This is a genomic window from Bradyrhizobium centrosematis, assembly GCF_045571495.1.
Taxonomy (GTDB): Bacteria; Pseudomonadota; Alphaproteobacteria; order Rhizobiales; family Xanthobacteraceae; genus Bradyrhizobium; species Bradyrhizobium centrosematis.
Genome location: NZ_CP120703.1, coordinates 7,238,686 through 7,262,706, shown reverse-complemented (window position 1 = coordinate 7,262,706; position 24,021 = coordinate 7,238,686). Strand labels below are relative to the sequence as shown.

The following is a 24,021-nucleotide window of genomic DNA, read 5'->3' as shown; positions in this document are numbered from 1 at the left end:
ATTTCTTGCCGCGCAGCTTCGACACGCCCCTCCCGATCGATGCCGTGCTCGACGAATTGTCGCGCACGCTGGCGACGCATAACGCGGCCGTGCTGGTGGCGCCGCCCGGCGCCGGCAAGACCACGCGCGTGCCGCTGGCCTTGCTCGATGCGCCCTGGGCGAAGGACAAGAAGATCATCGTGCTGGAACCGCGCCGTATCGCGGCAAGGGCCAGCGCGGACCGCATGGCCAAATCGCTCGGCGAGCGCGCCGGGGAGACCGTCGGTTATCGCGTCCGCTTCGGCTCGAAGATCTCGCGCGCGACGCGCATCGAGGTGGTGACCGAGGGCATCTTCACCCGCCAGATCCTCGACGATCCCGAACTGTCCGGCGTTGCCGCCATCCTGTTCGACGAATTCCACGAGCGCTCGCTCGATGCCGATATGGGCCTTGCGCTCGCCCGCGACGCGCAAACCGGCTTGCGCGAGGATCTGCGCATCCTGGTGATGTCGGCAACGCTCGATGGCGCGCGGGTCGCCAAACTGCTCGGGGAAGCGCCCGTCGTCGAGAGCGAGGGCCGCGCCTTTCCGGTCGCGACACGCTATCTCGGCCGCAAGATCGACGCGCCGATCGAACGGCAGATGGCGGATGCGATTGCGTCCGCGCTGCGAGCCGATAGCGGCTCGGTGCTGGCGTTCCTGCCGGGCGCGGCCGAAATCAGACGCACCCAGAACTTCCTCTCCGAGCGGGTGCAGGACGCCTCGATCGAGATCGTGCCGCTGTTCGGCGCGCTCGATGCCGCGGTGCAGGACCGTGCCATCGCGCCGGCTCCCAAGGGGACGCGCAAGGTGGTGCTGGCGACCTCGATTGCGGAGACCTCACTGACGATCGAGGGCGTGCGCATCGTAGTCGATTCCGGTCTTGCCCGCGTGCCGCGCTACGAGCCCGACATCGGCCTGACCCGGCTCGAGACCGTGCGCGCCTCGCGGGCCGCCGTGGACCAGCGCCGCGGCCGCGCCGGCCGGACCGAGCCCGGCGTCTGCTACCGGCTCTGGGACGAGCCGCAGACGGCCTCGCTTGCGCCCTACACTCAGCCGGAAATTTTGAGCGCGGATCTCTCCTCGCTGGTGCTCGATCTCGCGCAATGGGGCGTCCGCGATCCCGCCGCATTGTCGTTCCTCGATCCGCCGCCGCAGCCGGCCTGGAAGGAGGCGAAGAGCCTGCTGACTGAGCTCAACGCGCTCGACGCCGATGGCCGCATCACGGCTGAGGGAAAAAGCCTGCGCGCGCTGGCACTGCCGCCGCGGCTGGCGCGCATGATCGTGGATTCGCATCGCGCAGGCTGCGGCGAGGCCGCCGCCGAGATCGCGGCCATCATCACCGAGCGTGGACTTGGCGGCGACAGCGTCGATCTCGAGTACCGGCGCGACCAGTTCCGCCGTGACCGCTCGCCGCGCGCCGCCAGCGCGCGCGATCTGGCGCGGCGCTGGGCATCGCAAGTGGCGGCTTCGGAGAAGGCCGGGCAGCAGGATGACCTCTCGACCGGCTTGATGCTCGCTTATGCATTCCCGGACCGTGTCGCGCGCAATCGCGGCAACGGCAGCTTCGTGCTCGCCAATGGCCGCGGCGCCGCCGTCGAGCAAACCTCCTCGCTCGCCCGCGCGCCCTACATCGCGATTGGTGAAATGACGGGAACGGCGGCGAGCGGGCGGATTCTGCTCGCGGCGCCGATCACCGAGGACGAGATCGAGCGGCACTTCGCCGAGCACATCGAGACCCTGGACGAGATCTCGTTCGACCGCGGCGCGATGGCGCTTCGGGCGCGGCGCAAGCGCGCGCTGCATGCGATCACGCTGTCGGAAGCCACCCTCGCGGTGTCGCCGTCCGAGGAGACCGCGCGCATTCTCGCCGACGGATTGATCGCCGCCGGTCTCGACCGGTTGCCCTGGTCGAAGGCCGCCAAGCAGTGGCGCGACCGCGTGATGTTCTTGCGCAGGGCCGAGGGCGACAGCTGGCCTGATCTGTCGGACGATGGGCTGATCGCACGGCGTGACGACTGGCTGGCGCCGGCGCTCTACGACAAGATCGCGCTGAAGGACGTTTCCCCCGGCGATCTCTCCGATGCGCTGATGGCGCTGCTGCCGTGGGAGATGCGGGCACGGCTCGACCGCGAGGCGCCGACCCATTTCGAGGCGCCTACGGGCAGCGTGCTCGCGATCGACTACGAGGCTGAGCAGGGGCCGACCATCGCGGTCCGGCTGCAGGAATTGTTCGGTCTCAACACCCATCCCTCGATCGCGGCCGGCAAGGTGCCGCTGGTGCTGGAGCTGTTATCGCCGGCGCAGCGCCCGGTGCAGGTGACGCGTGATCTCCCGGGCTTCTGGCGTGGCAGCTACAGCGCGGTGCGCTCCGACCTGCGCGGCCGCTACCCGCGCCATCCCTGGCCGGACGATCCGGCCAATGCACTGCCGACCCGCCGGGCGAAGCCGCGCGGGACTTGAGATGTCGTCTCCCCGCGCGCAGGCTGCCGTTGCCTCTTCCGGCGTACCTCGCACGAGCGGGGAAGGTTGAAGCCATTAACCATCCGCTCATCCTTTTCGTCAAAATGACACGGCCCCGGCGCGGCTTCGCTCGCCGCGAGGCGTGCGGTGTGGTGAAATCGAGTTTTCGGGCCGGAAGTGGTGTGATGCGTAACATTATGATCATCGCGGCCGTCATGATCGGCCTCGGCACCTTTATGGCGCAGATGGCGGACAGGATGAGCTCGGCTTCCGCCACGTCGGCGCCGCGGACGTCGGTCGCGGTCGCGGTCGCGGCGAGTGCGCCAGCCGGCGGCCGCAGTCTCGCCATTTCCCGCGACGGCCGAGGTCATTTCCAGACCGAGGGCCGCATCGATGGCCAGCGCATCGGATTCATGGTCGACACCGGCGCCTCCGTGGTTGCGTTGAACGAGACCTCGGCGGCCCGCTTTGGCCTGCGTCCGTCGCGCAGCGATTACAACGCCACCGTCTCCACCGCCAACGGCACCATCAAGGCCGCACGCGCCCGCATCGCCATGCTCGATGTCGGCGGTCTCATTGTGCGCGACGTCGATGCCATGGTGCTGCCCGACGAGGCGCTGTCGGAGAACCTGCTCGGCCTCTCCTTCCTGTCCCGCCTGAAGCGCTTCGAATACGCCAACGGCCAGATGGTGCTGGAGCAATAGGTCCTCCAGCAGGCACTGCCGGCTCTCAACGCAGTCGCTGAAGAGGAGATGCGCGGCTGCAGAGTTAGCCCGTTCCGGTCATACATTTGGGACCGCCCTCGCGGTAACGTTTCTCCGTTACCAAACTGCCGCAATTATCGGCCATAAGCCTTCAATCCCGCCTTCCGCTGCGGCCCGGCATTCGCTAAGGCTGCATCAATTCCTGCCTTTTCACGAGACCGTCTCAATGTTCCCGAAGCCGAAATCCGTATTGTTGCCCAATACCTACGCTTTCGAATCCGAGCCGATGGTGAAGCCGACGGGCTTTCGTGAATACGACGCGCGCTGGTTGTTCCAGAAGGAAATCAACCTGATGGGTGTGCAGGCGCTCGGCATGGGGCTGGGCGCTTTGATCGCCGAGCTCGGCGTCCGGCAGGAGATCGTGACCGGCCACGATTTCCGCAGCTATTCGGCCTCGATCAAATACGCACTGATCTCCGGCCTGATGGCTGCGGGCTGCAAGGTGCACGACATCGGGCTTGCGGTGACGCCGATGGCCTATTTCGCGCAATTCGATCTCGACGTGCCCTGCGTCGCCATGGTCACGGCCTCGCACAATGACAACGGCTGGACCGGCGTGAAGATGGGCGCCAACCGTCCGCTGACCTTCGGCCCCGACGAGATGACACGGCTGAAGGAGATCGTGCTCAACGCCGAGTTCAAGAACAAGGCCGGCGGCTCCTACCAGTTCCACGAGAATTACCCGGCGCGCTACATCGCCGATCTCACCTCTCGTCCCAAGCTGACGCGCAAGCTCAAGGTGGTCGCGGCTTGCGGCAACGGTACCGCCGGGGCATTCGCGCCACAGGTGCTGGAGGCGATCGGCTGCGAGGTGATCCCGCTCGACACCGAGCTCGATCACACGTTCCCGAAATACAATCCGAATCCCGAAGACATGGAGATGTTGCACGCGATCCGCGACGCAGTGCTGCATCACAAGGCCGATGTCGGCCTCGGGTTCGACGGTGACGGCGACCGCTGCGGCGTGGTCGACAACACCGGCGAAGAGATCTTTGCCGACAAGGTCGGCGTGATGCTGGCGCGCGACATGTCGGCGATCCACAAGGACGCGCAGTTCGTCGTCGACGTGAAGTCGACCGGCCTGTTCGTCACCGATCCGGTGCTGCAGAAGCAGGGCGCCAAGGTCGCCTATTGGAAGACCGGGCATTCCTATATGAAGCGCCGTACCAACGAGATGGGCGCGCTGGCGGGCTTCGAGAAGTCCGGCCACTTCTTCTTCAACAAGCCGTTCGGCCGCGGCTATGATGACGGCCTGGTCTCGGCGATCGCGATCTGCGACATGCTCGAGCGCGCGCCGGGCAAGTCGATGGCGGATTTGAAGAACGCGCTGCCGAAGACCTGGTCGTCGCCGACCATGTCGCCGCATTGCGCCGACGAGGTCAAATACGGCGTCATCGACAAGGTGGTGAAGCACTTCGAGGGCTTGCAGGCGAAAGGTGCGAAGATCGGCGGCCAGTCGATCCGCGATCTCGTCACCGTCAATGGCGTGCGCGTCACGGTCGAGGACGGCAGCTGGGGCCTGGTGCGCGCCTCCTCCAACAAGCCCGAGCTCGTCGTGGTGGTCGAGAGCCCGGTCTCCGAGCAGCGCATGCACGACATGTTCGAGATGGTGAACAGCGTGCTGCGCACCCATCCCGAGGTCGGCGAGTACAACCAGAAGATCTGAGGTGGGAGGCGAGAACGCCTCAAGCCACAACTTCCGCCGTCATGCCCGGGCTTGTCCCGGGCATCCACGTTCTTCTCTCTCTCTCTCTCTCTCTCTCTCTCTGCCGATGCGCGTGGATGGCCGGGACAAGCCCGCCATGACGATCAGCGGGCCTATGCCGCCACCACCGCCGGGATCGGCAGCGCGGTGACCGACTTGATCTTCTCCATCGCGAAGCGCGAGGTGACGTTCTTCAGCGGCACGGCGCTGATCAGCTTCTTGTAGAACACGTCATAGGCCTGCATGTCCGCGACCACGACGCGCAGCATGTAATCGACGTCGCCGGCCATGCGGTAGAATTCCATCACCTCGGGCATGGCGCTGACGGCTTCGGCGAACTTCTTCAGCCAGGCGTCGGAATGGTCGGCGCTCTCGACCGACACGAACACGGAGATGCCGAGCCCGATCTTGTTCTGGTCGACCAGGGCGACGCGCTTGATGATCACGCCGTCGGCCTCCAGCCGCTGGATGCGCTTCCAGCACGGGGTCGAGGACAGGCCAACGCGGTCGCCGATCTCGGCGACGGACAGGGAGGCATCTTCCTGGAGTACCATCAGGATCTTGCGGTCGATGGCGTCGAGGCGGCGGCTGGTCTCGGGGATCTGGACAGCGGCATCAGTCATTTGAAGAACTTTGTTCCATTTCATGGGCTGATTTCCCTGATATAGAGAAAATCATTCCCCAGCAAGCCCATAATCGCGGCGCCGCCATGGAATTGCGCTAGGCCCGATTTCGCAAAAATCCTTCAACTTCAAGGCGTTGCGGGGCGACCTGACCGCCGCCATGGCGGGTGCATTTCAGCGCTGCGGCGGCCGCGGCAAATCGCAGCGCCTCCCGCACGTCCTCGCCCTCGGCGAGGCGAAGCGTGAAGGCGCCATGGAAGACGTCGCCGGCGCCGAGCGTATCGACCGCCTGGATCGGGAAGGCCGCGGTCTCCTCCAGTTCGCCGGCCTCGTTCAGCCAGATCGTGCCGTTCGGGCCGCGGGTGGCGGCGAGGAAGGCGGGGGTCAGCCTGGCAAGGCGCCGCAGGGCCTCACCGTCCTCGCTGACGCCGGCCGTCTCCTGCACCTGCTCGCTGGCGAACAGCAGGTGCGTGGCGAGTGTGAGCAGGTCGTCCTGCAATGACATCGCGCGGTCGATGCCGACGATGACCGGAATCCCGCGTCGCCTGGCCTCGGCGCTGAGAGAGGTTGCGAACGCGGCACAGCGGCTTTCGACGAGGAGCGCGCGGCAATCGGCGAGCAGCGCGTCGGTGTCGGGCAGCTTTACGCTCCACAGGCCGGGATCGCGGTAGATCGTAAGCGTCCGTTCGCCGGAGGGCTCGATCATGATCGCGGAGACCGGTGTGGTCACATCAGGCATACGCACGATGTGCGTGGTGTCGATCCCCTCCTCCGCCATCTGCTGGAGAATGAAGCCGCCCGACATCTCCCGCGCATCGCCCATGGGGCCTGCGAACGCGACGCGGCCGCCGAGCCGCGCAATGGCGATTGCGGCATTGAGCGCGTTGCCGCCGCAGATTTCGGCAAGATGCGTGGCGTTGGCCTTGCTGCCCCGCGCAGGCATGGCCTCGACCCGAAAGGTGAGGTCGCGCACGGGAATGCCGATGCAAAGGATGCGCGGCGCAGTCGCAGATCGCAGCATCGGTGATCGCTCAGGCGCCGCTCTTGTCGTGGACCCAGCGGCCGAGCAGGTGATGGGCGATGGCGAAGGGATGCGGGCCGGCGAGCCCGTCCGGATGCGTGCGCGTCAACATCAGGGCTGCCTCCTCGCGCGTGAACCAGCGCGCGTCTTCCAGCTCCATGCGATCGACGACGATGTCCTCGCTCACGGCCCGCGCGCTGCAGCCGATCATCAGCGACGACGGATAGGGCCAGGGCTGGCTCATGTAATATTGCACGTCGGTGCAGTGAATGCCCGACTCTTCCAGGATCTCGCGGCGCACCGCGTCCTCGATGGTCTCGGCGGCCTCGACGAAGCCGGCGAGGCACGAATACATCCCTGCCGGAAACTGCTTCTGGCGGCCGAGCAGGCACTTGTTGCCGGAGGCGACCAGCATGATCACGACCGGATCGGTGCGCGGAAAGTGCTCGGCCTTGCAAGCCGGACAGTCGCGCTTCCAGCCACCTTCCTTCATCGCGCTACGCGTGCCGCAATTGGCGCAATAGCCGTGGCGCTGGTGCCAGCTCACCATCGACTTCGCCATCGCCACGGCCGAGAGTTCCTCGGGTGGGATCGCGCCCTGCATCGCCATGCCGCGCAGCTCGGTCACAGTGTAGTCCTCGCGTCCCACCAGCTTCTCGGCCGCGGCCTGGGACAGGCCCATGCCGAACACCGCCGCGCCGTCGCGCAGGCCGAGGAAGATGGTGCCGGGATTGGCGCCGCACCTCAGCGCCTCGTCGATTCCGAGCAGCGCGCGCACCTTGTCGCCCTCGCGCTTGACCAGGAGCGAGTCGCGGTAAACGACATAGGCGCGCGAGGTGGGCTTCTGCTCCAGCGCGAACAGCTTCTCGTCGTCGCGGCGCAGATGCGCGGCACGGTCGAGGACGTTGGTGACGAAGGCGGGCTGCCCCAGCGGAAATGCGTCGAATGCTGACATTATTGTTCTTTCAACCCAACCAGATCTTGCGGCGAAGCGCGCTGATGAAATTCTGAACCTCTGCGGCGTCATGCGCCAATGGCGGCATCACGCCCCAGACCGGCCGCGGCCAGGCGGCGTCACTGGTGCGGCGCGCGATGATGTGGACGTGAAGCTGCGGCACGAGGTTGCCGAGCGCGGCGACGTTGAGCTTGTCGCACTTGGTGATCTCCTTCAGCGCGCGCGAGACGCGGGAGATCTCCGTCATCAGCTGCGCCTGCTGCACCTCGTCCAGATCGATGATCTCGATCGCGTCGGGGCGCCGCGGCACCAGCAGCAGCCAGGGATAATGCGCGTCCTTGATGACCAGCACCTTCGACAGCGGCAGATCGCCGATGTCGATGGTGTCCTCTTTCAGGCGGGAGTGCAGCGACCAGGCGGGTTCGGGCATATGCGTTTCCGGACGGCCCGATGGGTTCGGGCTTGTTTCACCCGACCATACGATACCGATTCCCGGAGGGGAAGGATGGCGCCCCGCTGTCTCCGCATACGCGGTCGTCGCTTTGTTCGCCCTCTCCCCGCAAGCGGCAGGGCTATCACATATGAGTGCGGTTGCCTGTGGCGCATCCTTCGAGACGCCCGCCTTTGGCGGGCCCTGAGGATGAGGACGGAGTGCGCGGCAGCACTTTCGACGAACACCGATACAGTTCAGCCTCATCCTGAGGAGACCGCGAAGCGGGCGTCTCGAAGGAGAGGCGCTTGCTCGGGGGCCGCCACAAAGCCATATGCGATAGCCCCGCCGCAAGCGGGGCGAGGTGAAGGCGAGCGCGAGGCTATCTCACGCCTCCGCCAGCACCCGGGCGTTGGCGCGGACCGAGGCTTCGCTGACGCGGATGCCAAGGCCCGGGCCGTCAGGCACGACAACGTGACCGGCGCGGTTGGTGATGCGCTCTTCCAGCACGTCCTCGGTCAGCACGTGATGCGGCATGTAGAACTCGCAGCCGAGCGAGATGCCCGGTGTCGCTGCGATCAGCTGCGTGCCGGCGGCAAGCCCGATGCCGCCCTCCCACAGCGTGCCGCCATAGCCGGGCAGGCCGGCGATGTCGGCGATCGCCATGATCGCCTGCGCCTCGAACAGGCCGCCGGCCTTCATCAGCTTGATCGAGACCGCGTCGGCCGCCTCGCGGCGCACCACCTCCATCATGTCGCGGCGGTCGAAGCAGCTCTCGTCGGCCAGCACCGGCGTTTCCAGGGCTGCGGTGAGCTGCGCCATCACGTCGAGAAATTTGCGCGGCACCGGCTGCTCGATGAAGGTCGGAGCGAATTCTTCGACATCGCGCAGGATCTTGATGGCGCCGAACGGTGCGAGCGCCTGGTTGTAGTCGACGCGCAGGTCGACCTTGTCGCCGAATTCTTTCCGGATCGCCTCGAGATGATCGAGATCCTCGCGATGCGGCTTCACGCCGGTCTTGACCTTGTAGATGGTATTGCCGTCGGGGACCATCTTCCGCATGCGTTCGAGATCGGCGGCGAAATCCGGATCGGCGATCGAGAAGGAGAGGGGAATGGTGTCGCGCACGCGGCCGCCGAGGAGGTCGGCGACTGAAAGTCCCGACGATTTGCCGACGATGTCGAGCAACGCCATCTCGATTCCAACCTTGGCCTCGGCATGTCCGACCAGCGCGCGGTCGAGCTCGGCCATCAGCGCGCGGATGCGGCGCACCGGCTTGCCGAGCACGATGGGTCGTAAATAGATATCGAGCGCCGAGAACGCCGCTTCCGGCGTTCCTGTAAAGACCTCCCACGGCGCGGCCTCGCCCCAGCCGACGATACCATCGCTGGACGTGAGCTCGATCAGCACGCGCTTCACCGTGCCCTTGACGTTGCCGACGCCCTGCAGGCGCGCCATCTTGATCGGGCTTTCGATCAGGAACAGCCTGAGACGCTCGACGGTTGCTTGGCTCATGTCAGACCTCCATTGACGTGCCAAACCTGGCCGGTGACGTAAGACGCCTTCGGAGATGCCAGGAAGGCGATGATTTCGGCGACCTCCTCCGGCCGCCCGCGGCGGCGCATCGGGATCAGCGCTTCGGTTGCGGCAATCTGCTCTGGGGAGAGCCGGCTCTCACTCGGCCTGTCCTTGACGATGAGGCCGGGCGCCACCGCGTTGACGGTGATGCCGTCGCTTGCGAGCTCGATCGCGGTGAGCCGCATCAGCGCCTCCAGGGCGGAGCGGCTTGCGGCGGTCGCCGCGAAGGGCGCGAATTCGGGGCGGATCGCGTGTGCGACGAAGGACGACACCGCGACGATGCGCGCATCGCGCCCGGCGCGCAGCAGCGGGAGCGCGGCATCGACCAGCCGTGTGAAGGCCAGTGCCGATTCGTCCATCGCCTGCCGGAATTGATCCGGCGGTGTGCCGATGGCGCTGCCGCGGCGGGCATGGCCGCCGACCAGAACCAGTCCGTCGAGCCGGCCGAAGGCGACCTGCGCAGCAGCGATGGCGTCGGCGGCCGCGGTCGCTTCGGCGAGGTCACCGAGGCATTTTGCAACGACGGCGCCTTGCGCCGCGGCTGCTGTGGCGGTCGCCTCGAGGCCTTCCGAATTGGAGCGCGTATGCAGCGCGAGCCCGATGCCGGGCGCGGCGAGCAGCTTTGCGGTGGCGCGGCCGATGCCGCTGGCGGCACCGGTGACGAGATAGACGCGGTTGATTTCAGTCATCACGATGCCGGTGTGGCCGGCGCCAAGGCGCCGGTGCGGTGGAAATGGCCGAGAAAGGCGCGCGTCGCGGCCTCCTGCGGGTTGTCGATCACCTGCCGCGCCGGGCCTTCCTCGACGACGACACCGTCGCGCATGAAGATGAGGCGGTCGGCGACCTCGCGAGCGAACGCAATCTCGTGAGTCACGATCACCATGGTCATGCCTTCGGAGGCCAGCCGCTGCATCACGTTCAGGACTTCACCGACGAGCTCGGGATCGAGCGCCGAGGTTGCCTCGTCGAACAGCATGACATCAGGTTCCATCGCCAGCGCGCGGGCGATCGCGACGCGCTGCTTCTGTCCGCCTGAGAGCGTCGCCGGATATTGGTCCGCTTTTTCCGCAAGGCCCACCTTGGCCAGCTGCGCACGCGCAAGCTTCTCGGCGTCCGCCCTGGCCATGCGCCGCACCGTGACCGGTCCTTCCATCACGTTCTGCAGCGTCGTCATGTGCGGGAACAGATTAAAATGCTGGAACACCATGCCGGTGGTGGCGCGGAATTTCGCCAGCGTCTTCACATCAGGGAGTTTTGCGCCGTCGCCGAACGCAAAGCTTGTGTCGCCGACGCGGACGCTGCCGCCGTCGGGCACGACCAAGAGATTGATGCAGCGGAGCAGCGTCGACTTGCCGGAGCCCGACGGTCCGATCAGCGCGATCACACCGCCCTTGGCGACGTCGAGATTGATGTTCTTGAGGACCTCGTTGCTGCCGAAGCTCTTGCGGAGGCCGCGGATCTGGATTTTCGACGTCTCGCTCATTCGCTCACCGCCAGTCGCTTCTCGCCGCGGCGGACGATGATGGTGAGCGGAATCAGGATTGCCGCATAGGCGACCGCGACCGCGGTGTAGGTCTCCAGCGGCCGGTAGCTGTCATGGGCGGCGACCTGGCTCTGATAGACGAGATCGGGGACCGCGAGCACCGAGACCAGCGAGGTGTTCTTGAACTGAATGATCGACTGGTTCATCAGCGCGGGAATCATCCGCTTGATCGCCTGCGGCAGCACGATGCGCCGCATGGTCTGGCTCGGCGTCATGCCGAGCGCGGCGCCGGCCTCGGACTGGCCGCGGTCGATCGAGACGATGCCGCCGCGAATGATCTCCGAATAGAACGAGCCGCCATAGAGCGAGAGTGCCAGCGCCGAGGCTGTGATCGGCGTCATCTCGACGCCGGCGAGGATCGGCAGCGCGTAGTAGAACCAGATCAGCTGCACCAGGATTGGCGTGCAGCGGAACGCTTCGATGAAGGCGAGGGCACCAAGCCGCAACGCCCTGAAGCGCGACAGGCTGCCGAACGCCCCGAGCAGCCCGAACAGCAGTCCGCACAGCACGATGACGATCGTGAAGCCGACCGTGACGCCGAGCCCGTTGAGAAAGAGCACGCGATAGCTCCAGAGGATGCCGAAGTCCCACTGATACATGGGTGTCTTACTCGTCGTGGGTGACGTCATTCCGGGGCGCCCGGAGGGCGAATCCGGAATCCAGAGATTGTAGCGCGAGATTCCGGGTTCTCGCCTCGCGAGCCCCGGAATGACAGTGAAAGCTTAAAGCGACACGCCCGGCGGAATGTCCGCTTCCGTCACGCCCACCAGCTCCATGTTGGTGATGATCGCGTTGCGGATGAAGCCGAGGCCCTTGTTGAAGTCGATCCAGGTGTTGACGTAGTCGCGCCAGGTCTTGTCGGTTTCGCGTCGGAAGCCGGCATTCGAGGTGGTGGCGAAGATCGGCGTCGGCAGCACCAGCTGGCCGAGCGACGGGTTCTTCTTCAGCACGGTCAGCGACAGCATGGTGATCAGGCACTGCGCGTCGACGCGGCCGGTCTGCAGCGCGGCGGTGGCATCGTCCGCGGTCTTCAGCCGCGTGATCTGCGCCTTCGGCGTCAGGCGGCTGACGACCTGGTCATGCGAGGAGCCCTGATCGACCGCGATCTTGATGTCGGGCGAGTTCAGCTCGGCCCAGCTCTTCGGCTTGAAATCCTTCTTGCAGAGGATGGCGAAGGCATTGTTGAAGACCGGCACCGAGAAATCGACCACCAGCGCGCGCTTCGGGGTCGGGTTGAGGCCGAAGAAGATGTCGATCTTGTTGGCCTGGAGATCCAGCACCGAATTCCCCCAGGTGGTCTCGGTGATCTCGAGCTCGGCCTCCATGTCGTCCGCGAGGCCCTTGGCAATGTCGATGTAGAAACCCTTCCACTGGCCGGAGGCGAGGTCCTTCATGTAATAGGGCGCGCCGCCGCCGACGGCACCGATCCGCATCTTCTTGGTCCGGCGGATGCGGGCAAAGGTCGATTCGTTCGGATCGGCCGTCTGGGCCACGGCCGGGGCAGCCAGCGCGGCCGCGGCCACCGCACCGAGTCCGACAATCGATGCAACATCACGACGTGTAACCATTGGGATCAATCGCTTTTCTGGTTGGATGGAGTTCCGGCAGGCTTCTTAGCAAGGTGGTCCGTGCGGCGAAAGCACAGCCTATCGGCTGGGCAGGCCGGGAATTGCCCGGATGCTGGGCAAACTCGAGCCGTTCGAGCTGATACCCGCTTGCTTTCCGCTTCCTTTGGCCCCAAATAGGGACCGGGAGATTGGCGGTGGACGAGCCACTCGCCAACCGGGTCAGGTCCGGAAGGAAGCAGCCCTAACGAGGTCCGGATCGGGTCGCTCGTCAGTCTCCTACCTGTTTTTCCGAGCGAACCAGCGCCGGCGGCACCAGCCGCCAGCGCGCTCCTTTCCGCAAAAGCCGGCCAAGAGACATTTCATTGCGGATCGACCGATGACCGACGCTGGCGCCCCTCCCAACCCCGATAGCGCCGGCCAGGCCGGCAATGCGCCTTACCGGGTGCTGGCGCGCAAATACCGTCCCTCCTCATTCGACGATCTGATCGGCCAGGAGGCCGTGGTCCGCACCGTCTCCAATGCGTTCGAGACCGGGCGCATTCCGCAGGCCTGGATCCTCACCGGCGTCCGCGGCGTCGGCAAGACCACCACTGCGCGCATTCTGGCCCGTGCGCTCAACTACGAGATGCCTGATGGTTCGGTGAAGGGGCCGACCATCCACATGCCCACGCTGGGCGTGCATTGCCAGGCGATCATGGAAAGCCGGCACATGGACGTGCTGGAGATGGACGCGGCCTCGCATACCGGCGTCGACGACGTCCGCCAGATCAATGACAGCGTGCGCTATGCGCCGGCCAGCGCCCGCTACAAGGTCTACATCATCGACGAAGTCCACATGCTATCGACGGCGGCGTTCAACGCCTTCCTGAAGACGCTGGAGGAGCCGCCGGAGCACGCCAAGTTCGTGTTCGCGACCACCGAGATCCGCAAGGTTCCGGTCACGGTGCTGTCGCGCTGCCAGCGCTTCGACCTGCGCCGCGTCGAGGCCGACGTGCTGATGAAGCACCTCGCCAATATTGCCGCGAAGGAAAACGTCGAGATCGAGCCGGAGGCGCTCGGCATCATCGCGCGCGCCGCCGAAGGCTCGGTACGCGATTCGCTGTCGCTGCTGGACCAGGCGATCGCGCATGCGGCCGGCGCCGTGAAAGCCGATGCGGTCAGGCAGATGCTGGGCCTTGCCGACCGCACCCGCGTCATCGACCTCTTCGAGTCGCTGGCGCGCGGCGACATCGCGAGCGCCTTCAAGGAATTCCGCGACCAGTACGATGTCGGCGCCGACCCGATCGTCGTGCTCTCGGACCTTGCTGAATTCGTCAATTTCGTCACCCGCGTGAAGATCGTGCCGGCGACCGCCGACAACGTCGCCTATGGCGAGACCGAGCGCGTGCGCGCGAAGGAGTTCGCCGCGAAGATCTCGATGCGCGTGCTGTCGCGGATGTGGCAGATGCTGCTCAAGGGCATCTCCGAGGTGCAGGCCGCGACGCGCCCGGCTGCCGCCGCCGAGATGGTGCTGGTGCGCATTGCCTATGTCGCCGACCTGCCGACGCCCGACGAAGCGATCAGGATGCTGGAGCAGAACGGCGGCGGCTCGCCGGTCGTGAGCGGCGGCGGTGCTGCGCGCAGCAGTGCGCCGGCTGCGCCGGTCGCCTCCGCGATGCCTGCTCGCATGGCGACGTCCTCGCCGCAATCGTTTGGCAGCGGTGGCGCCCGGCCGCAGATGGCGGCGCCCGCGCCGAATCCGCAAGGTGCAGCCCCCCAGCTGCGCATCACGAGCTTCACCCAGCTCGTGGCGCTGGCCGGGCAGAAGCGCGATCTCATGACCAAGAGCGCGCTCGAAGGCGACATGCGCCTCGTCCGTTTCGAGGAGGGCCGGCTGGAAGTTGCGCTCGAGCCCAACGCCTCCAAGACCATGATCTCGGAGCTCGCGAAGAAATTCGAGCTGTGGACCGGCCGGCGCTGGACGGTGATCGTCTCCAACGAGCAGGGCCAGCCGACGCTGCGCTCGGTGAACCAGGCGGCTAAGCAGGAGCATGCGCGTACCGCGGAGGCCGATCCCCGCGTGCAGGAGGTGCTGTCGCGTTTCCCCGGGGCGAAGGTCGTCGAGGTCCGCAGGCTTGCCCCCGAGACGCCGGAAGCCAATATAAACACTGACTATGGCAGTGACGATCCGCCCGACGGTTCCGACGGCGACGACGATCTCTAGAGCCAATTCTCTGTTTCCAAGGACACGCACCCATGGCTGATTTTCTCGGCATGATGAAGCAGGCGGCCCAGCTGCAATCCAAGATGCAGGCGATGCAGGACGAGCTCGCCAATGTCGAGGTCGAGGGCATCTCGGGCGGCGGTCTCGTCGCCGTGCGCATGACTGCGAAGATGGACGTCAAGGGAGTCAGGATCGATCCGTCGCTGATGAAGGCGGAGGAGCGCGAGGTGCTGGAAGACCTGCTCGTCACCGCGCTCGGTGATGCGCGCCGCAAGGCGGAGACGGCCATGCAGGAGAAGATGCAGGCTCTCACCGGCGGGCTCGGCCTGCCGCCGGGGTTGTTCGGCCAATAATATGGGCGCGGTTGCAGGTCCTGAAATCGAGCGGCTGATTCAGCTGCTCGCGCGGTTGCCGGGCCTCGGTCCACGCTCGGCGCGGCGCGCGGCGCTGCATCTGATCAAGAAGCGCGAAGCCTTGATGATGCCGCTGGCCTCCGCGCTCCAGGTCGCGCTCGACAAGGTCCAGGTCTGCAAGACCTGCGGCAACATCGACACGCAAAATCCCTGCACCGTCTGCACCGATCCGAAGCGCGATGGCGCCATCATCGTCGTCGTCGCTGACGTTGCCGACCTCTGGGCGCTGGAGCGGGCCAATGCGACCCAAGGGCGCTATCATGTGCTGGGCGCGACATTGTCGCCGCTCGACGGTGTCGGCCCGCAGGATCTGACCATCGACGCGCTGGTCGCGCGCGCCCATGATTCGCAGGTGCACGAAATCATCCTGGCGCTGAATGCGACGGTCGACGGCCAGACCACGGCGCACTACATCACCGACCTGCTTCAGGACGCCAACGTGAAGGTGACGCGGCTCGCCCATGGAGTTCCAGTCGGCGGTGAGCTTGATTATCTCGACGAAGGTACGCTATCGGCTGCGATGCGGCAGCGCACCCTGTTCTAGCCATCCAAAGATCTGACGGAACCGACGACATGACGAAACTTTTCGCCACACGCTTGGCTATGGTTGCGACGATGGCGATGCTGGTTAGCCCGGCGATCGCCGCGCAGCAGGGTGACGAGGTGCCGCCGTCGAAACCGGGCAAGCCGATCAACAATGGCGACGTACTTTCGGGAGAGCTGAGCGCGCTGAAAGTGCGCGACGCCAAGAACGGCAAGCGCGTCGCGACCTACCAGATCACCTCCGAACCGCGTCGCCTGCCGGCGCCGAACGGGCTGTGCAACCTCGAGACTGGGCCCGAGACGTTCCAGCTCGTCACCTCCAGCGACGCGCAAGCCACGCAGCTGAAATCCTTTGTCGGCAAGGAGATCTCCGTCAAGGTCGACGAGATCGCCTGCGCCAGCGATGCCGGCCAGATGAGCGAGGCCGTGATCACGAAGTGGAGCATCATCAAGAAGCAGTAGGAGGACGCTCTCTCCGCCGTCATTGCGAGGAGCCCTTGCGACGAAGCAATCCAGACTGCTTCTTCGGTGACAGTCTGGATTGCTTGGCGGAGCCTGTCATCGGGCCGCGCCTTGCGCGGACCCGTTGGCTCGCAATGACGGTGGAGAGACGGGAGCCTACACCCTCACCGGTCCGAGCGCCTCGAAATGCCCGCGCTTCTGAAGCCAGGCCAGCAGCATCAGACTCGGGATCGCCACCAGCACGCAGATCACGAAGAACAACGGCCAGCCGGTCATCTCGGCGACGAAGCCTGCGCCTGACGAGAGGTATGTCCGCCCGACCGCCGCGAGCGCGGTGAGCAGCGCATATTGCGTCGCCGTGTGCAGCGGGTTCTGGCACAGCGCCGAGAGGTAGGCGACGAAAATCACGGTGCCGATGGCGCTGGTAAAGTTCTCGGCGCAGATGGCGAACGCCAGCGCCCATTGATTGGTGCCGACGATGGCGAGCCAGGAGAAGGAGAGATTGGCCAGCGCCTGCACCACGCCGCCGATCCAGAGCGATGTCGCCAGCGAATAGCGCCGCGCGACGAAGCCGCCTGCAAATCCGCCGATCAGCGTCGCGGCGAGGCCGACGCCCTTCACGATCGCCGCATAGTCATTGCGGGTGAAGCCGAGGTCGATCACGAACGGCGCGGTCATCGTGCCGGAGAAGGCGTCGGTGAACTTGAACAGCACGACGAAGGCGAGCGCGGCGAGCGCATCCTTGCGCGTCAAGAACTCCGAGAAGGCGCCAATCGCCGCGTGCAGCACGCGCGTCAACGCGCTGTCGGCTTGCGTCGCGGCATCCGCCCGCTCCGATTGTTCAGGCTCGGTTGCCACCAGCGCTGTGATCGTCCCGATCAGCACCATCGCCGCCATCACCATATAGCCCCACATCCAGGCCGACGTGCGGGTGATACCCGTGCTCTCGAAACCCGAGACGATGAACAGCGCGCCCGCAGTCGAGACCAGCATGCCGATGCGGTAGGCGGCGACGTAAGCCGCCATGCCGGCGGCCTGCTCGCTCTCGGGCAGGCTCTCGACGCGGAAGGCATCGACCACGATGTCCTGCGTCGACGATGTCGTCGCCACCAGCAGCGCGCCGAGCGCGACGTAGAACGGCGAGCGTGCCGGATCCGTCAGCGCCAGCAACAGGATCGCGACGATCAGCAGCAGTTGCGAAAACACCAGCCAGCCGCGCCGCCGGCCGAAGGCGCGGGTGAACAGCGGCACATGCAGCGCATCGACCAGCGGCGCCCACAGGAACTTCAGCGTGTAGGGCGTGCCGACCAGCGCAAACAGCCCGATGGTCTTGAGATCGACCCCGGCCTCGCGCATCCAGACCAGCAGCGTCGAGCCCGACAGCGCCAGAGGCAGGCCGGAGGAGAAGCCCAGAAACAGCACGATCAGCACCCGCGGCTGCAGGTAAACGGCAAGACTGTCGCGCCAGGAGTTCGCAGGGGCGGAAGTCGCGGCGGCGGAGGTCGCGTCGGGTGCGGTCATGGGGCGGTGTTAGCAGATTCTGGGGACGCTGCCTCTGCCGCAAAACCCGTCATGCCCGGGCTTGTCCCGGGCATCCACGTTCTTTGGTGCGATAAGGCGTGGATGGCCGGGACAAGCCCGGCCATGACGGCTTAATCTCACTCCCCCGCCTGGAGCTTCCGCGGGAACAACTCGCCCGCGCCCGTCGCCACCAGTCGCGGACCCTCGGCGTCGGTCTTGCTGAAGTCCAGTTCCTCGATCCGCCCGGCGCGCTTCTCGATCTTGTCGGCGGAGATCAGCACCTGGCGGACGTCCTCGTTCACGTCGGCGAAATGCTTTTGCAGCTTGAGGACGCGGTCGCGCAGGCGGCCGAGGTCGTCGCCGAGCTTGATCACCTCGGTGCGGATCTGATCGGCGGCATCGCGCATGCGCGCGTCCTTCATGATCTGCTGCATCACCTGGATCGCGAGCATCAGGAGCGAGGGCGACACCAGCACGACGCGGGCGCGATAGGCCTTCTGGATCACGTCGTCGAAGCCGTCGTGGATCTCGGCATAGACCGATTCCGAGGGCACGAACATCAGCGCCATCTCCTGGGTCTCGCCGGTGACGAGATATTTTTCGGCGATGTCGCTGACATGCTTCATCACGTCGCTGCGCAGCCGCTGCGTGGCAACGCGCCGCTCCTCGTCGGTACGGGCGTCGTGCAGCGCCGTCATAGCCTCCAGCGGAAACTTCGCGTCGATGCAGAGCGGGCGCTGGTCGGGCAGGAACACGACGCAATCCGGCCGCTTGCCGGTCGAGAGCGTGAACTGGAACTCGTAGGACCCCTTCGGCAGTCCGTCCTGGACGATCGCCTCCATTCGCGCCTGGCCGAAGGCGCCGCGCGACTGCTTGTTGGCGAGCACGTCGCGCAGGGTGGTCACCTGGGTGGTGAGGTCGGTGAGGTTCTTGTGGGCGCTGTCGATGATGCCGAGCCGCTCATGCAGCGCGCGCAGGCTCTCCATGGTGTTGCGGGTCGAATGTTCCATGGATTGGCCGACGCGATGGGTGACCGAATCCAGCCGCTCGTTGACCGCCCGCGCCATCTCGGCCTGGCGGCCGGCAAGCGTCTGGGTCATGGCGTCGACCCGGCCGGACGCCTCGCTCTGGGCGCGCAGCACCTGGGCGAGGCGCTCCTCGAGTTCGTCGGCCCGGATCGCATGGGCCATCGCCAGTTCCGCGCCGCGCCGCCCGGAACGCGCGATCACCACCGCAATGACCACCAGCAGGATGAGGACGAGGGCGCCGAACCCGATCAGCGCATCGATCGTGCGCACCGGCCAGTCGCCCAGCATGAAGATGATCTCGTTCATGGGCCCTTCTAACGCGATTCGCCGGTATTCGCGAACGAAGAGGGAACGATCGGGGTTAATCAACCCCTAATTTTTATGGTTAACGAAAAGCGAAGGTTTATGGTTAGCGAGGGGTTAACGGGGTTCCTGGCCGCATTGACCGCATCCGGCCTGGGGCTTAAATCGCGGCCATGGCCCTCAGAGAAATCATCATCCTGCCCGACAAGCAGCTGCGCCTCGTCTCCAAGCCGATCGAGAAGGTCACTTCGGAGATCCGCAAGCTTGCCGACGACATGTTCGAAACCATGTACGACGCGCCCGGCATTGGGCTTGCCGCGATCCAGGTCGCGCAGCCGCTGCGGCTGATCACCATGGACCTCGCCAAGCGCGACGAGAACGGCGAGACCAAGCCGCTGCCGCGCGTCTTCATCAACCCCGAGATCATCGCCTCGTCCGAAGAACTTTCGGTCTACGAGGAAGGCTGCCTCTCGATCCCGGAATATTACGAGGAGGTCGAGCGCCCGGCGAAGGTGCGCGTGCGCTTCACCGATCTCGATGGCAAGGTGCACGAAGAGGACGCCGAGGGCCTCTACGCCACCTGCATCCAGCACGAGATCGACCATCTCAACGGCGTCTTGTTCGTCGATTATCTATCGAAGCTCAAGCGCGACCGCGTCATGAAAAAGTTCGAGAAGGCCGCCAAGCGCGCTGGCGAGTAAATTGCAAGCGCTTGGTGTCGCGACACGCTCCGCTCCGCTCCCTCCCCCCTTGTGGCGGAGGGTAGGGGAGGGGGGTAGCCCAGCAAATGGTTTAATTGGGCGAAGCATTGATTAGCGCTTGAGCCGTGAGAGCGCGTCGTGTGGCACCCCCCTCCCTAGCCCTCCCCCACAAGGGGGGAGGGAACACAGCGAGTCTGTTGATGCCCCTCCGCCTGATCTTCATGGGCACGCCCGATTTCTCCGTGCCGACGCTGCTCGAGCTGGTCTCGCACGGCCACGAGATCGTCGCCGTCTACACCCGCGCGCCGAAGCCAGGCGGGCGGCGCGGCCTGCAATTGCAGCCGACCCCGGTCGAGGAAGCGGCGCGAAAGCTCGGCGTGCCGGTGCTGACGCCGAAGACGCTGAAGACGCAGGAGGCGCTCGACGAGTTCAGCGCGTTCGAGGCCGATGCCGCCGTCGTCGTCGCCTACGGCATGATCCTGCCGCAGGCGATCCTCGATGCGCCCAGGCTCGGCTGCTACAATCTGCACGCTTCGCTATTGCCGCGCTGGCGCGGTGCCGCGCCGATCAACCGCGCGATCATGGCAGGTGATGCCGAGAGCGGCGTGATGGTCATGAAGATGGACGTCGGCCTGGATACCGGCGACGTCGCCATGGCCGAGCGCCTTGCCATCACCGACAGCATGACGGCGCTCGACCTGCACGATCGCCTGTCCCGCCTCGGTGCCGATCTGATGGTGCGCGCCATGGCCGCGCTCGATCGCGGTGGGCTCCAGCTCAAGAAGCAGAGCGAGGACGGTGTCACCTATGCCGCCAAGATCGACAAGGCCGAGGCGCGGATCGACTGGAGCAAGCCCGCGCGTGCGGTGCTGCGCCACATCCACGGCCTCTCGCCCTTTCCCGGCGCCTGGAGCGAGCTTGACGATGCGCGGGTAAAAATCCTGCGCTGCGAGCTGGCGAACGGTTCGGGCGCACCGGGCGCGGTGCTCGACGATCACCTCACCATCGCGTGCGGCGAGGGTGCCATCCGCATCATCGAGCTGCAGCGCGAGGGCAAGGGCCGGATGCAGGCCGCCGACTTCCTGCGGGGCGTGCCTGTGAAGACAGGATCGAAGTTCAGCTAGCCAACTCGTCATACGCGGGCTTGACCCGCGTATCCATCTTCTAACAAGACTCTTTCCCAGGCGATGGATTGCCGGGTCAAGCCCGGCAATGACACCGGACAAAATCGGATAGATGCCCCGCTACAAGCTCACCATCGAATATGACGGCGCGCCGTTCTTCGGCTGGCAGGTGCAGGATACGCTGCCGTCGGTGCAGGGCGCGCTGGAGGCCGCCGTGAAGGCGATGACCGGGGCGGATCTGCGCGTCCATGGTGCCGGCCGCACCGATGCCGGCGTGCACGCGCGCGGTCAGGTCGCACATGTCGACGTCGACAAGCAGTTTCCGCCGGGCCGCTTCCGCGACGGGCTCAATGCGCATCTGCGTCCGCATCCGATCGCGGTGCTGGAAGCCGAGATCGTGCCCGACAGCTTCGAGGCGCGCTTCTCGGCGGTGAAGCGCCACTACCGCTATCGCGTCATCAACACCCGCGCCAATCTCGCGCTCGATGTCGGCCACGCCTGGCGCGTGCCGCGCAAGCTCGACGCCGATGCGATGCATGCGGCGGCGCAGCGCCTGCTCGGCAAGCACGATTTCACCACCTTCCGCGACACCGAGTGCCAGGCCAAGTCGCCTGAGAAGACGCTCGACCAGCTCGACGTGCTCCGCGACGGCCGCGAGATCACGATCGTCACCTCGGCGCGCTCGTTCCTGCACAGCCAGGTGCGCTCGATGGTGGGATCTCTGGTCTGGGTCGGCGAAGGCCGCTGGACCGCCGACGATCTGTCCGCCGCCCTCGCCGCCCGCAACCGCGCCGCCTGCGGCATCGTCGCGCCGCCGGAGGGGCTGTACCTGATGAAGGTGGATTATTAGGGTCTGATGCTGTCACTGGCGTCATGGCCGGGACAAGCCCGGGCATGACGGCGGTGGGTTGGGCGGCGATCAGTGCCTACGCAAAATACCGCGTCAGAATCCCGCGATACACCTTCGTCAGCTTTTCCAGATCGGCCACCGGCACGCGCTCGTCGACCTGGTGCATGGTCTGGCCGACCAGCCCGAACTCGATCACCGGGCAGTAGCTCGAGATGAACCGCGCATCCGAGGTGCCGCCCGACGTCGACAGCTCGGGCTTGCGCCCCGTCACCTCCTCGATCGCGGACACCGCGAGATCGGTGAACGGGCCGGGCTTGGTCACGAACACGTTGGAGTTCGAAGGCTCCCAGACGATGCGAGCCTTGATGCGATTGCCGCAGGCCTTGGCGAGACGCGTCTCGACCAGCTCGCGCAGGCTCGCCTGGGTGTGGTTGTCGTTGTAGCGGATGTTGAACTTGGCGCGGGCTTCGCCGGGGATGACGTTGAAGGCTTTGTTGCCGACGTCGACCGAGACGAATTCGAGATTGGAGGCCTGGAACTGCGCGCTGCCGTGATCGAGCGGCTCGTCGGAGATCGCCACGATCAGCCGCGAGATATCCGGTACCGGATTGGAGGCGCGGTGCGGATAGGCGACGTGGCCCTGCACGCCGTCGACGACGAGCGTGCCGGACTGCGAACCACGGCGGCCGACCTTGATGGTGTCGCCGAGCGTCTCGACATTGGAGGGCTCGCCCAGCACGCAATGATCGAACTTCTCGCCGCGCTCGGCGGCCCATTTGAGCAGCTTGATGGTGCCGTTGATGGAGACGTCTTCCTCGTCGCCGGTGATCAGGAACGAGATCGAACCCGTCCCGTCGCTGCGCGGCTTGCCGCCATTCGACGCGAGATGCTCCAGCACGGCAGCGACCGAGCAGGCGATGCCGCCCTTCATGTCGACCGCGCCGCGGCCGTGCAGGACACCGTCCTTCACCTCGCCCGAGAACGCACCGACGCTCCAGGCGCTCTCGTCGCCGGGCGGCACCACGTCGGTGTGGCCGGCAAAGGTGATGTGCGGGCCTTCGGTGCCGATCCGCGCATAGAGATTGTCGACGTCGGCGGTGCCTTCTTCGCTGAAGGTCACCCGGTGGCAGGTGAAGCCCGCAGCGCCGAGGGCTCTTTCGAGCACCCCGAGCGCACCGGCATCTTCAGGGGTTACCGAGGGGCAGCGGATGAGATCGCGGGCAATGGAGAGAGCGTCGGTCATGCGCGCTCAATCAATCCCGCAGCAACTCGTTGATGCTCGTCTTCGACCGCGTGCGCTCGTCGACGCGCTTGACGATCACCGCGCAGGCGGTGCTGGGGCCGATCTGGCCGTTCTTCATCGGCTTGCCGGGCAGGGCGCCGGGCACCACCACGGAATATTCCGGCACTTCGCCCATGAAGACCTCGCCGGTCTCGCGGTCGACGATCTTGGTCGAGGCGCCCAGGAACACGCCCATCGCCAGCACCGCGCCCTTGCGCACGATCACGCCTTCGGCCACTTCCGAGCGCGCGCCGATGAAGCAGTCGTCCTCGATGATGACAGGCTCGGCCTGCAGCGGCTCGAGCACGCCGCCGATGCCGGCGCCGCCGGAGATGTGCACGCGCTTGCCGATCTGCGCGCAGGAGCCGACGGTGGCCCAGGTGTCCACCATGGTGCTCTCATCGACATAGGCGCCGAGATTGACGAAGGACGGCATCAGCACGACGTTCTTGGCAATGAAGGCCGAGCGGCGCACGACGGCGCCCGGCACCGCGCGAAAGCCGGCGTCGCGAAAGCGGTTCTCGCCCCAGCCTTCGAACTTCGAGGGCACCTTGTCCCACCAGGTCGCCTTGCCGGGACCGCCGGGAATGACGCCCATGTCGTTGAGGCGGAACGAGAGCAGCACCGCCTTCTTCAGCCACTGATTGACGTTCCACTTGCCATCGGCGCCGCGCTCGGCAACGCGCGCCTCGCCCTTGTCCAGGGTCTCCAGCGCCTCGTCCACGGCCTCGCGCACCTCACCCTTGGTCGAGGTCGAGATGCCGTCACGCGCGTCGAAGGCGCTGTTGATGGTGGATTCGAGGGCTGCAAGGGACATCGGGATTTCCTCTGGGAGGGCGTAGCTTCGCATCAATTGGAGCGCTTTTTCGGGATTTGGACCGGGAGAGTCAAGCTGGGTTCGGTGTCATCACCCGCGAAAGCGGG

The 24,021-nt window shown here is 66.0% G+C and carries 23 protein-coding genes and 1 other RNA gene; 11 read left to right on the top strand and 13 right to left on the bottom strand.

Annotated elements, in window-relative coordinates:
- Positions 1-5 precede the first annotated feature (5 nt).
- The 3 genes from hrpB (at position 6) to P6U31_RS34270 (ending at position 4,910) form a co-directional block, all read left to right on the top strand.
- Complete coding sequence (gene hrpB / locus P6U31_RS34280; protein ID WP_407186015.1) at positions 6-2,480, top strand: ATP-dependent helicase HrpB; 2,475 nt, start codon at positions 6-8, stop codon at positions 2,478-2,480.
- Between the two features lie 185 nt (positions 2,481-2,665).
- A complete protein-coding gene (locus P6U31_RS34275) occupies positions 2,666-3,184 on the top strand; it encodes a TIGR02281 family clan AA aspartic protease (RefSeq protein ID WP_407186014.1) in 519 nt (172 codons plus the stop codon).
- A 226-nt stretch (positions 3,185-3,410) separates the two neighbouring features.
- A complete protein-coding gene (locus tag P6U31_RS34270) occupies positions 3,411-4,910 on the top strand; it encodes a phosphomannomutase/phosphoglucomutase (protein ID WP_407186013.1) in 1,500 nt (499 codons plus the stop codon).
- A gap of 152 nt (positions 4,911-5,062) precedes the next feature.
- Here the strand turns inward: P6U31_RS34270 and P6U31_RS34265 are convergent, their stop codons facing one another.
- The 9 genes from P6U31_RS34265 to P6U31_RS34225 form a co-directional block, all read right to left on the bottom strand.
- Positions 5,063-5,572, bottom strand: coding sequence for an Lrp/AsnC family transcriptional regulator (locus P6U31_RS34265; protein ID WP_200497554.1), 510 nt, complete (start codon positions 5,570-5,572; stop codon positions 5,063-5,065).
- A 97-nt stretch (positions 5,573-5,669) separates the two neighbouring features.
- The gene (locus P6U31_RS34260) at positions 5,670-6,593 is read right to left on the bottom strand and encodes a sugar kinase (protein ID WP_407186012.1); all 924 of its coding nucleotides are present in this window, start codon (positions 6,591-6,593) and stop codon (positions 5,670-5,672) included.
- Positions 6,594-6,603: 10 nt separating this feature from the next.
- The gene (gene nudC / locus P6U31_RS34255; protein ID WP_407186011.1) at positions 6,604-7,548 is read right to left on the bottom strand and encodes an NAD(+) diphosphatase; all 945 of its coding nucleotides are present in this window, start codon (positions 7,546-7,548) and stop codon (positions 6,604-6,606) included.
- Between the two features lie 10 nt (positions 7,549-7,558).
- Complete coding sequence (locus P6U31_RS34250) at positions 7,559-7,978, bottom strand: HIT domain-containing protein (RefSeq protein ID WP_407186010.1); 420 nt, start codon at positions 7,976-7,978, stop codon at positions 7,559-7,561.
- 387 nt (positions 7,979-8,365) lie between these two features.
- Positions 8,366-9,493: a muconate cycloisomerase family protein gene (locus P6U31_RS34245; RefSeq protein WP_407186009.1), complete on the bottom strand. Its 1,128-nt coding sequence runs from the start codon at positions 9,491-9,493 to the stop codon at positions 8,366-8,368.
- The gene (locus P6U31_RS34240; RefSeq protein ID WP_407186008.1) at positions 9,490-10,245 is read right to left on the bottom strand and encodes an SDR family NAD(P)-dependent oxidoreductase; all 756 of its coding nucleotides are present in this window, start codon (positions 10,243-10,245) and stop codon (positions 9,490-9,492) included. Before P6U31_RS34240 ends, P6U31_RS34245 begins: the two co-directional genes overlap by 4 nt.
- The gene (locus tag P6U31_RS34235) at positions 10,245-11,039 is read right to left on the bottom strand and encodes an amino acid ABC transporter ATP-binding protein (protein ID WP_407186007.1); all 795 of its coding nucleotides are present in this window, start codon (positions 11,037-11,039) and stop codon (positions 10,245-10,247) included. The genes P6U31_RS34240 and P6U31_RS34235 overlap by 1 nt, the downstream gene beginning before the upstream one ends.
- A complete protein-coding gene (locus P6U31_RS34230) occupies positions 11,036-11,698 on the bottom strand; it encodes an amino acid ABC transporter permease (protein WP_407190036.1) in 663 nt (220 codons plus the stop codon). The genes P6U31_RS34235 and P6U31_RS34230 overlap by 4 nt, the downstream gene beginning before the upstream one ends.
- A 123-nt stretch (positions 11,699-11,821) precedes the next feature.
- A complete protein-coding gene (locus P6U31_RS34225) occupies positions 11,822-12,667 on the bottom strand; it encodes a transporter substrate-binding domain-containing protein (protein ID WP_407186006.1) in 846 nt (281 codons plus the stop codon).
- A 183-nt stretch (positions 12,668-12,850) separates the two neighbouring features.
- Here P6U31_RS34225 and ffs point away from each other — a divergent pair.
- The 5 genes from ffs to P6U31_RS34200 all read left to right on the top strand — a co-directional run bounded on the left by ffs (position 12,851) and on the right by P6U31_RS34200 (position 16,288).
- Positions 12,851-12,947: signal recognition particle sRNA small type (ffs, locus tag P6U31_RS34220), an RNA gene on the top strand.
- Positions 12,948-13,043: 96 nt separating this feature from the next.
- Positions 13,044-14,870, top strand: coding sequence for a DNA polymerase III subunit gamma/tau (locus tag P6U31_RS34215; RefSeq protein WP_407186005.1), 1,827 nt, complete (start codon positions 13,044-13,046; stop codon positions 14,868-14,870).
- Positions 14,871-14,902: 32 nt separating this feature from the next.
- On the top strand, positions 14,903-15,223 hold the full coding sequence (locus tag P6U31_RS34210; protein ID WP_407186004.1) for a YbaB/EbfC family nucleoid-associated protein: 321 nt from the start codon (positions 14,903-14,905) through the stop codon (positions 15,221-15,223).
- Between the two features lies 1 nt (position 15,224).
- Positions 15,225-15,827: a recombination mediator RecR gene (gene recR, locus P6U31_RS34205; RefSeq protein ID WP_128928299.1), complete on the top strand. Its 603-nt coding sequence runs from the start codon at positions 15,225-15,227 to the stop codon at positions 15,825-15,827.
- A 29-nt stretch (positions 15,828-15,856) separates the two neighbouring features.
- Entirely contained in the window at positions 15,857-16,288 is a 432-nt protein-coding gene (locus P6U31_RS34200) for a hypothetical protein (RefSeq protein WP_407186003.1), read from the top strand.
- Between the two features lie 156 nt (positions 16,289-16,444).
- On the opposite strand, the gene P6U31_RS34195 is transcribed toward P6U31_RS34200, so the two are convergent.
- Positions 16,445-17,809, bottom strand: a complete 1,365-nt coding sequence (locus tag P6U31_RS34195; RefSeq protein ID WP_407186002.1) for an AmpG family muropeptide MFS transporter — start codon at positions 17,807-17,809, stop codon at positions 16,445-16,447.
- A gap of 137 nt (positions 17,810-17,946) precedes the next feature.
- A complete protein-coding gene (locus tag P6U31_RS34190; RefSeq protein ID WP_407186001.1) occupies positions 17,947-19,143 on the bottom strand; it encodes a DNA recombination protein RmuC in 1,197 nt (398 codons plus the stop codon).
- Between the two features lie 170 nt (positions 19,144-19,313).
- On the opposite strand from P6U31_RS34190, the gene def reads away from it, so the two are divergent.
- The 3 genes from def (at position 19,314) to truA (ending at position 21,815) form a co-directional block, all read left to right on the top strand.
- Complete coding sequence (gene def / locus P6U31_RS34185) at positions 19,314-19,841, top strand: peptide deformylase (protein WP_028138894.1); 528 nt, start codon at positions 19,314-19,316, stop codon at positions 19,839-19,841.
- A gap of 200 nt (positions 19,842-20,041) precedes the next feature.
- On the top strand, positions 20,042-20,965 hold the full coding sequence (fmt, locus tag P6U31_RS34180; protein WP_407186000.1) for a methionyl-tRNA formyltransferase: 924 nt from the start codon (positions 20,042-20,044) through the stop codon (positions 20,963-20,965).
- Positions 20,966-21,077: 112 nt separating this feature from the next.
- Entirely contained in the window at positions 21,078-21,815 is a 738-nt protein-coding gene (gene truA, locus P6U31_RS34175) for a tRNA pseudouridine(38-40) synthase TruA (RefSeq protein ID WP_407185999.1), read from the top strand.
- 76 nt (positions 21,816-21,891) lie between these two features.
- On the opposite strand, the gene dapE is transcribed toward truA, so the two are convergent.
- Both dapE and dapD read right to left on the bottom strand, forming a co-directional pair.
- A complete protein-coding gene (gene dapE, locus P6U31_RS34170) occupies positions 21,892-23,058 on the bottom strand; it encodes a succinyl-diaminopimelate desuccinylase (protein WP_407185998.1) in 1,167 nt (388 codons plus the stop codon).
- Between the two features lie 10 nt (positions 23,059-23,068).
- Positions 23,069-23,914, bottom strand: a complete 846-nt coding sequence (gene dapD / locus P6U31_RS34165) for a 2,3,4,5-tetrahydropyridine-2,6-dicarboxylate N-succinyltransferase (protein WP_407185997.1) — start codon at positions 23,912-23,914, stop codon at positions 23,069-23,071.
- Positions 23,915-24,021: the final 107 nt, after the last annotated feature.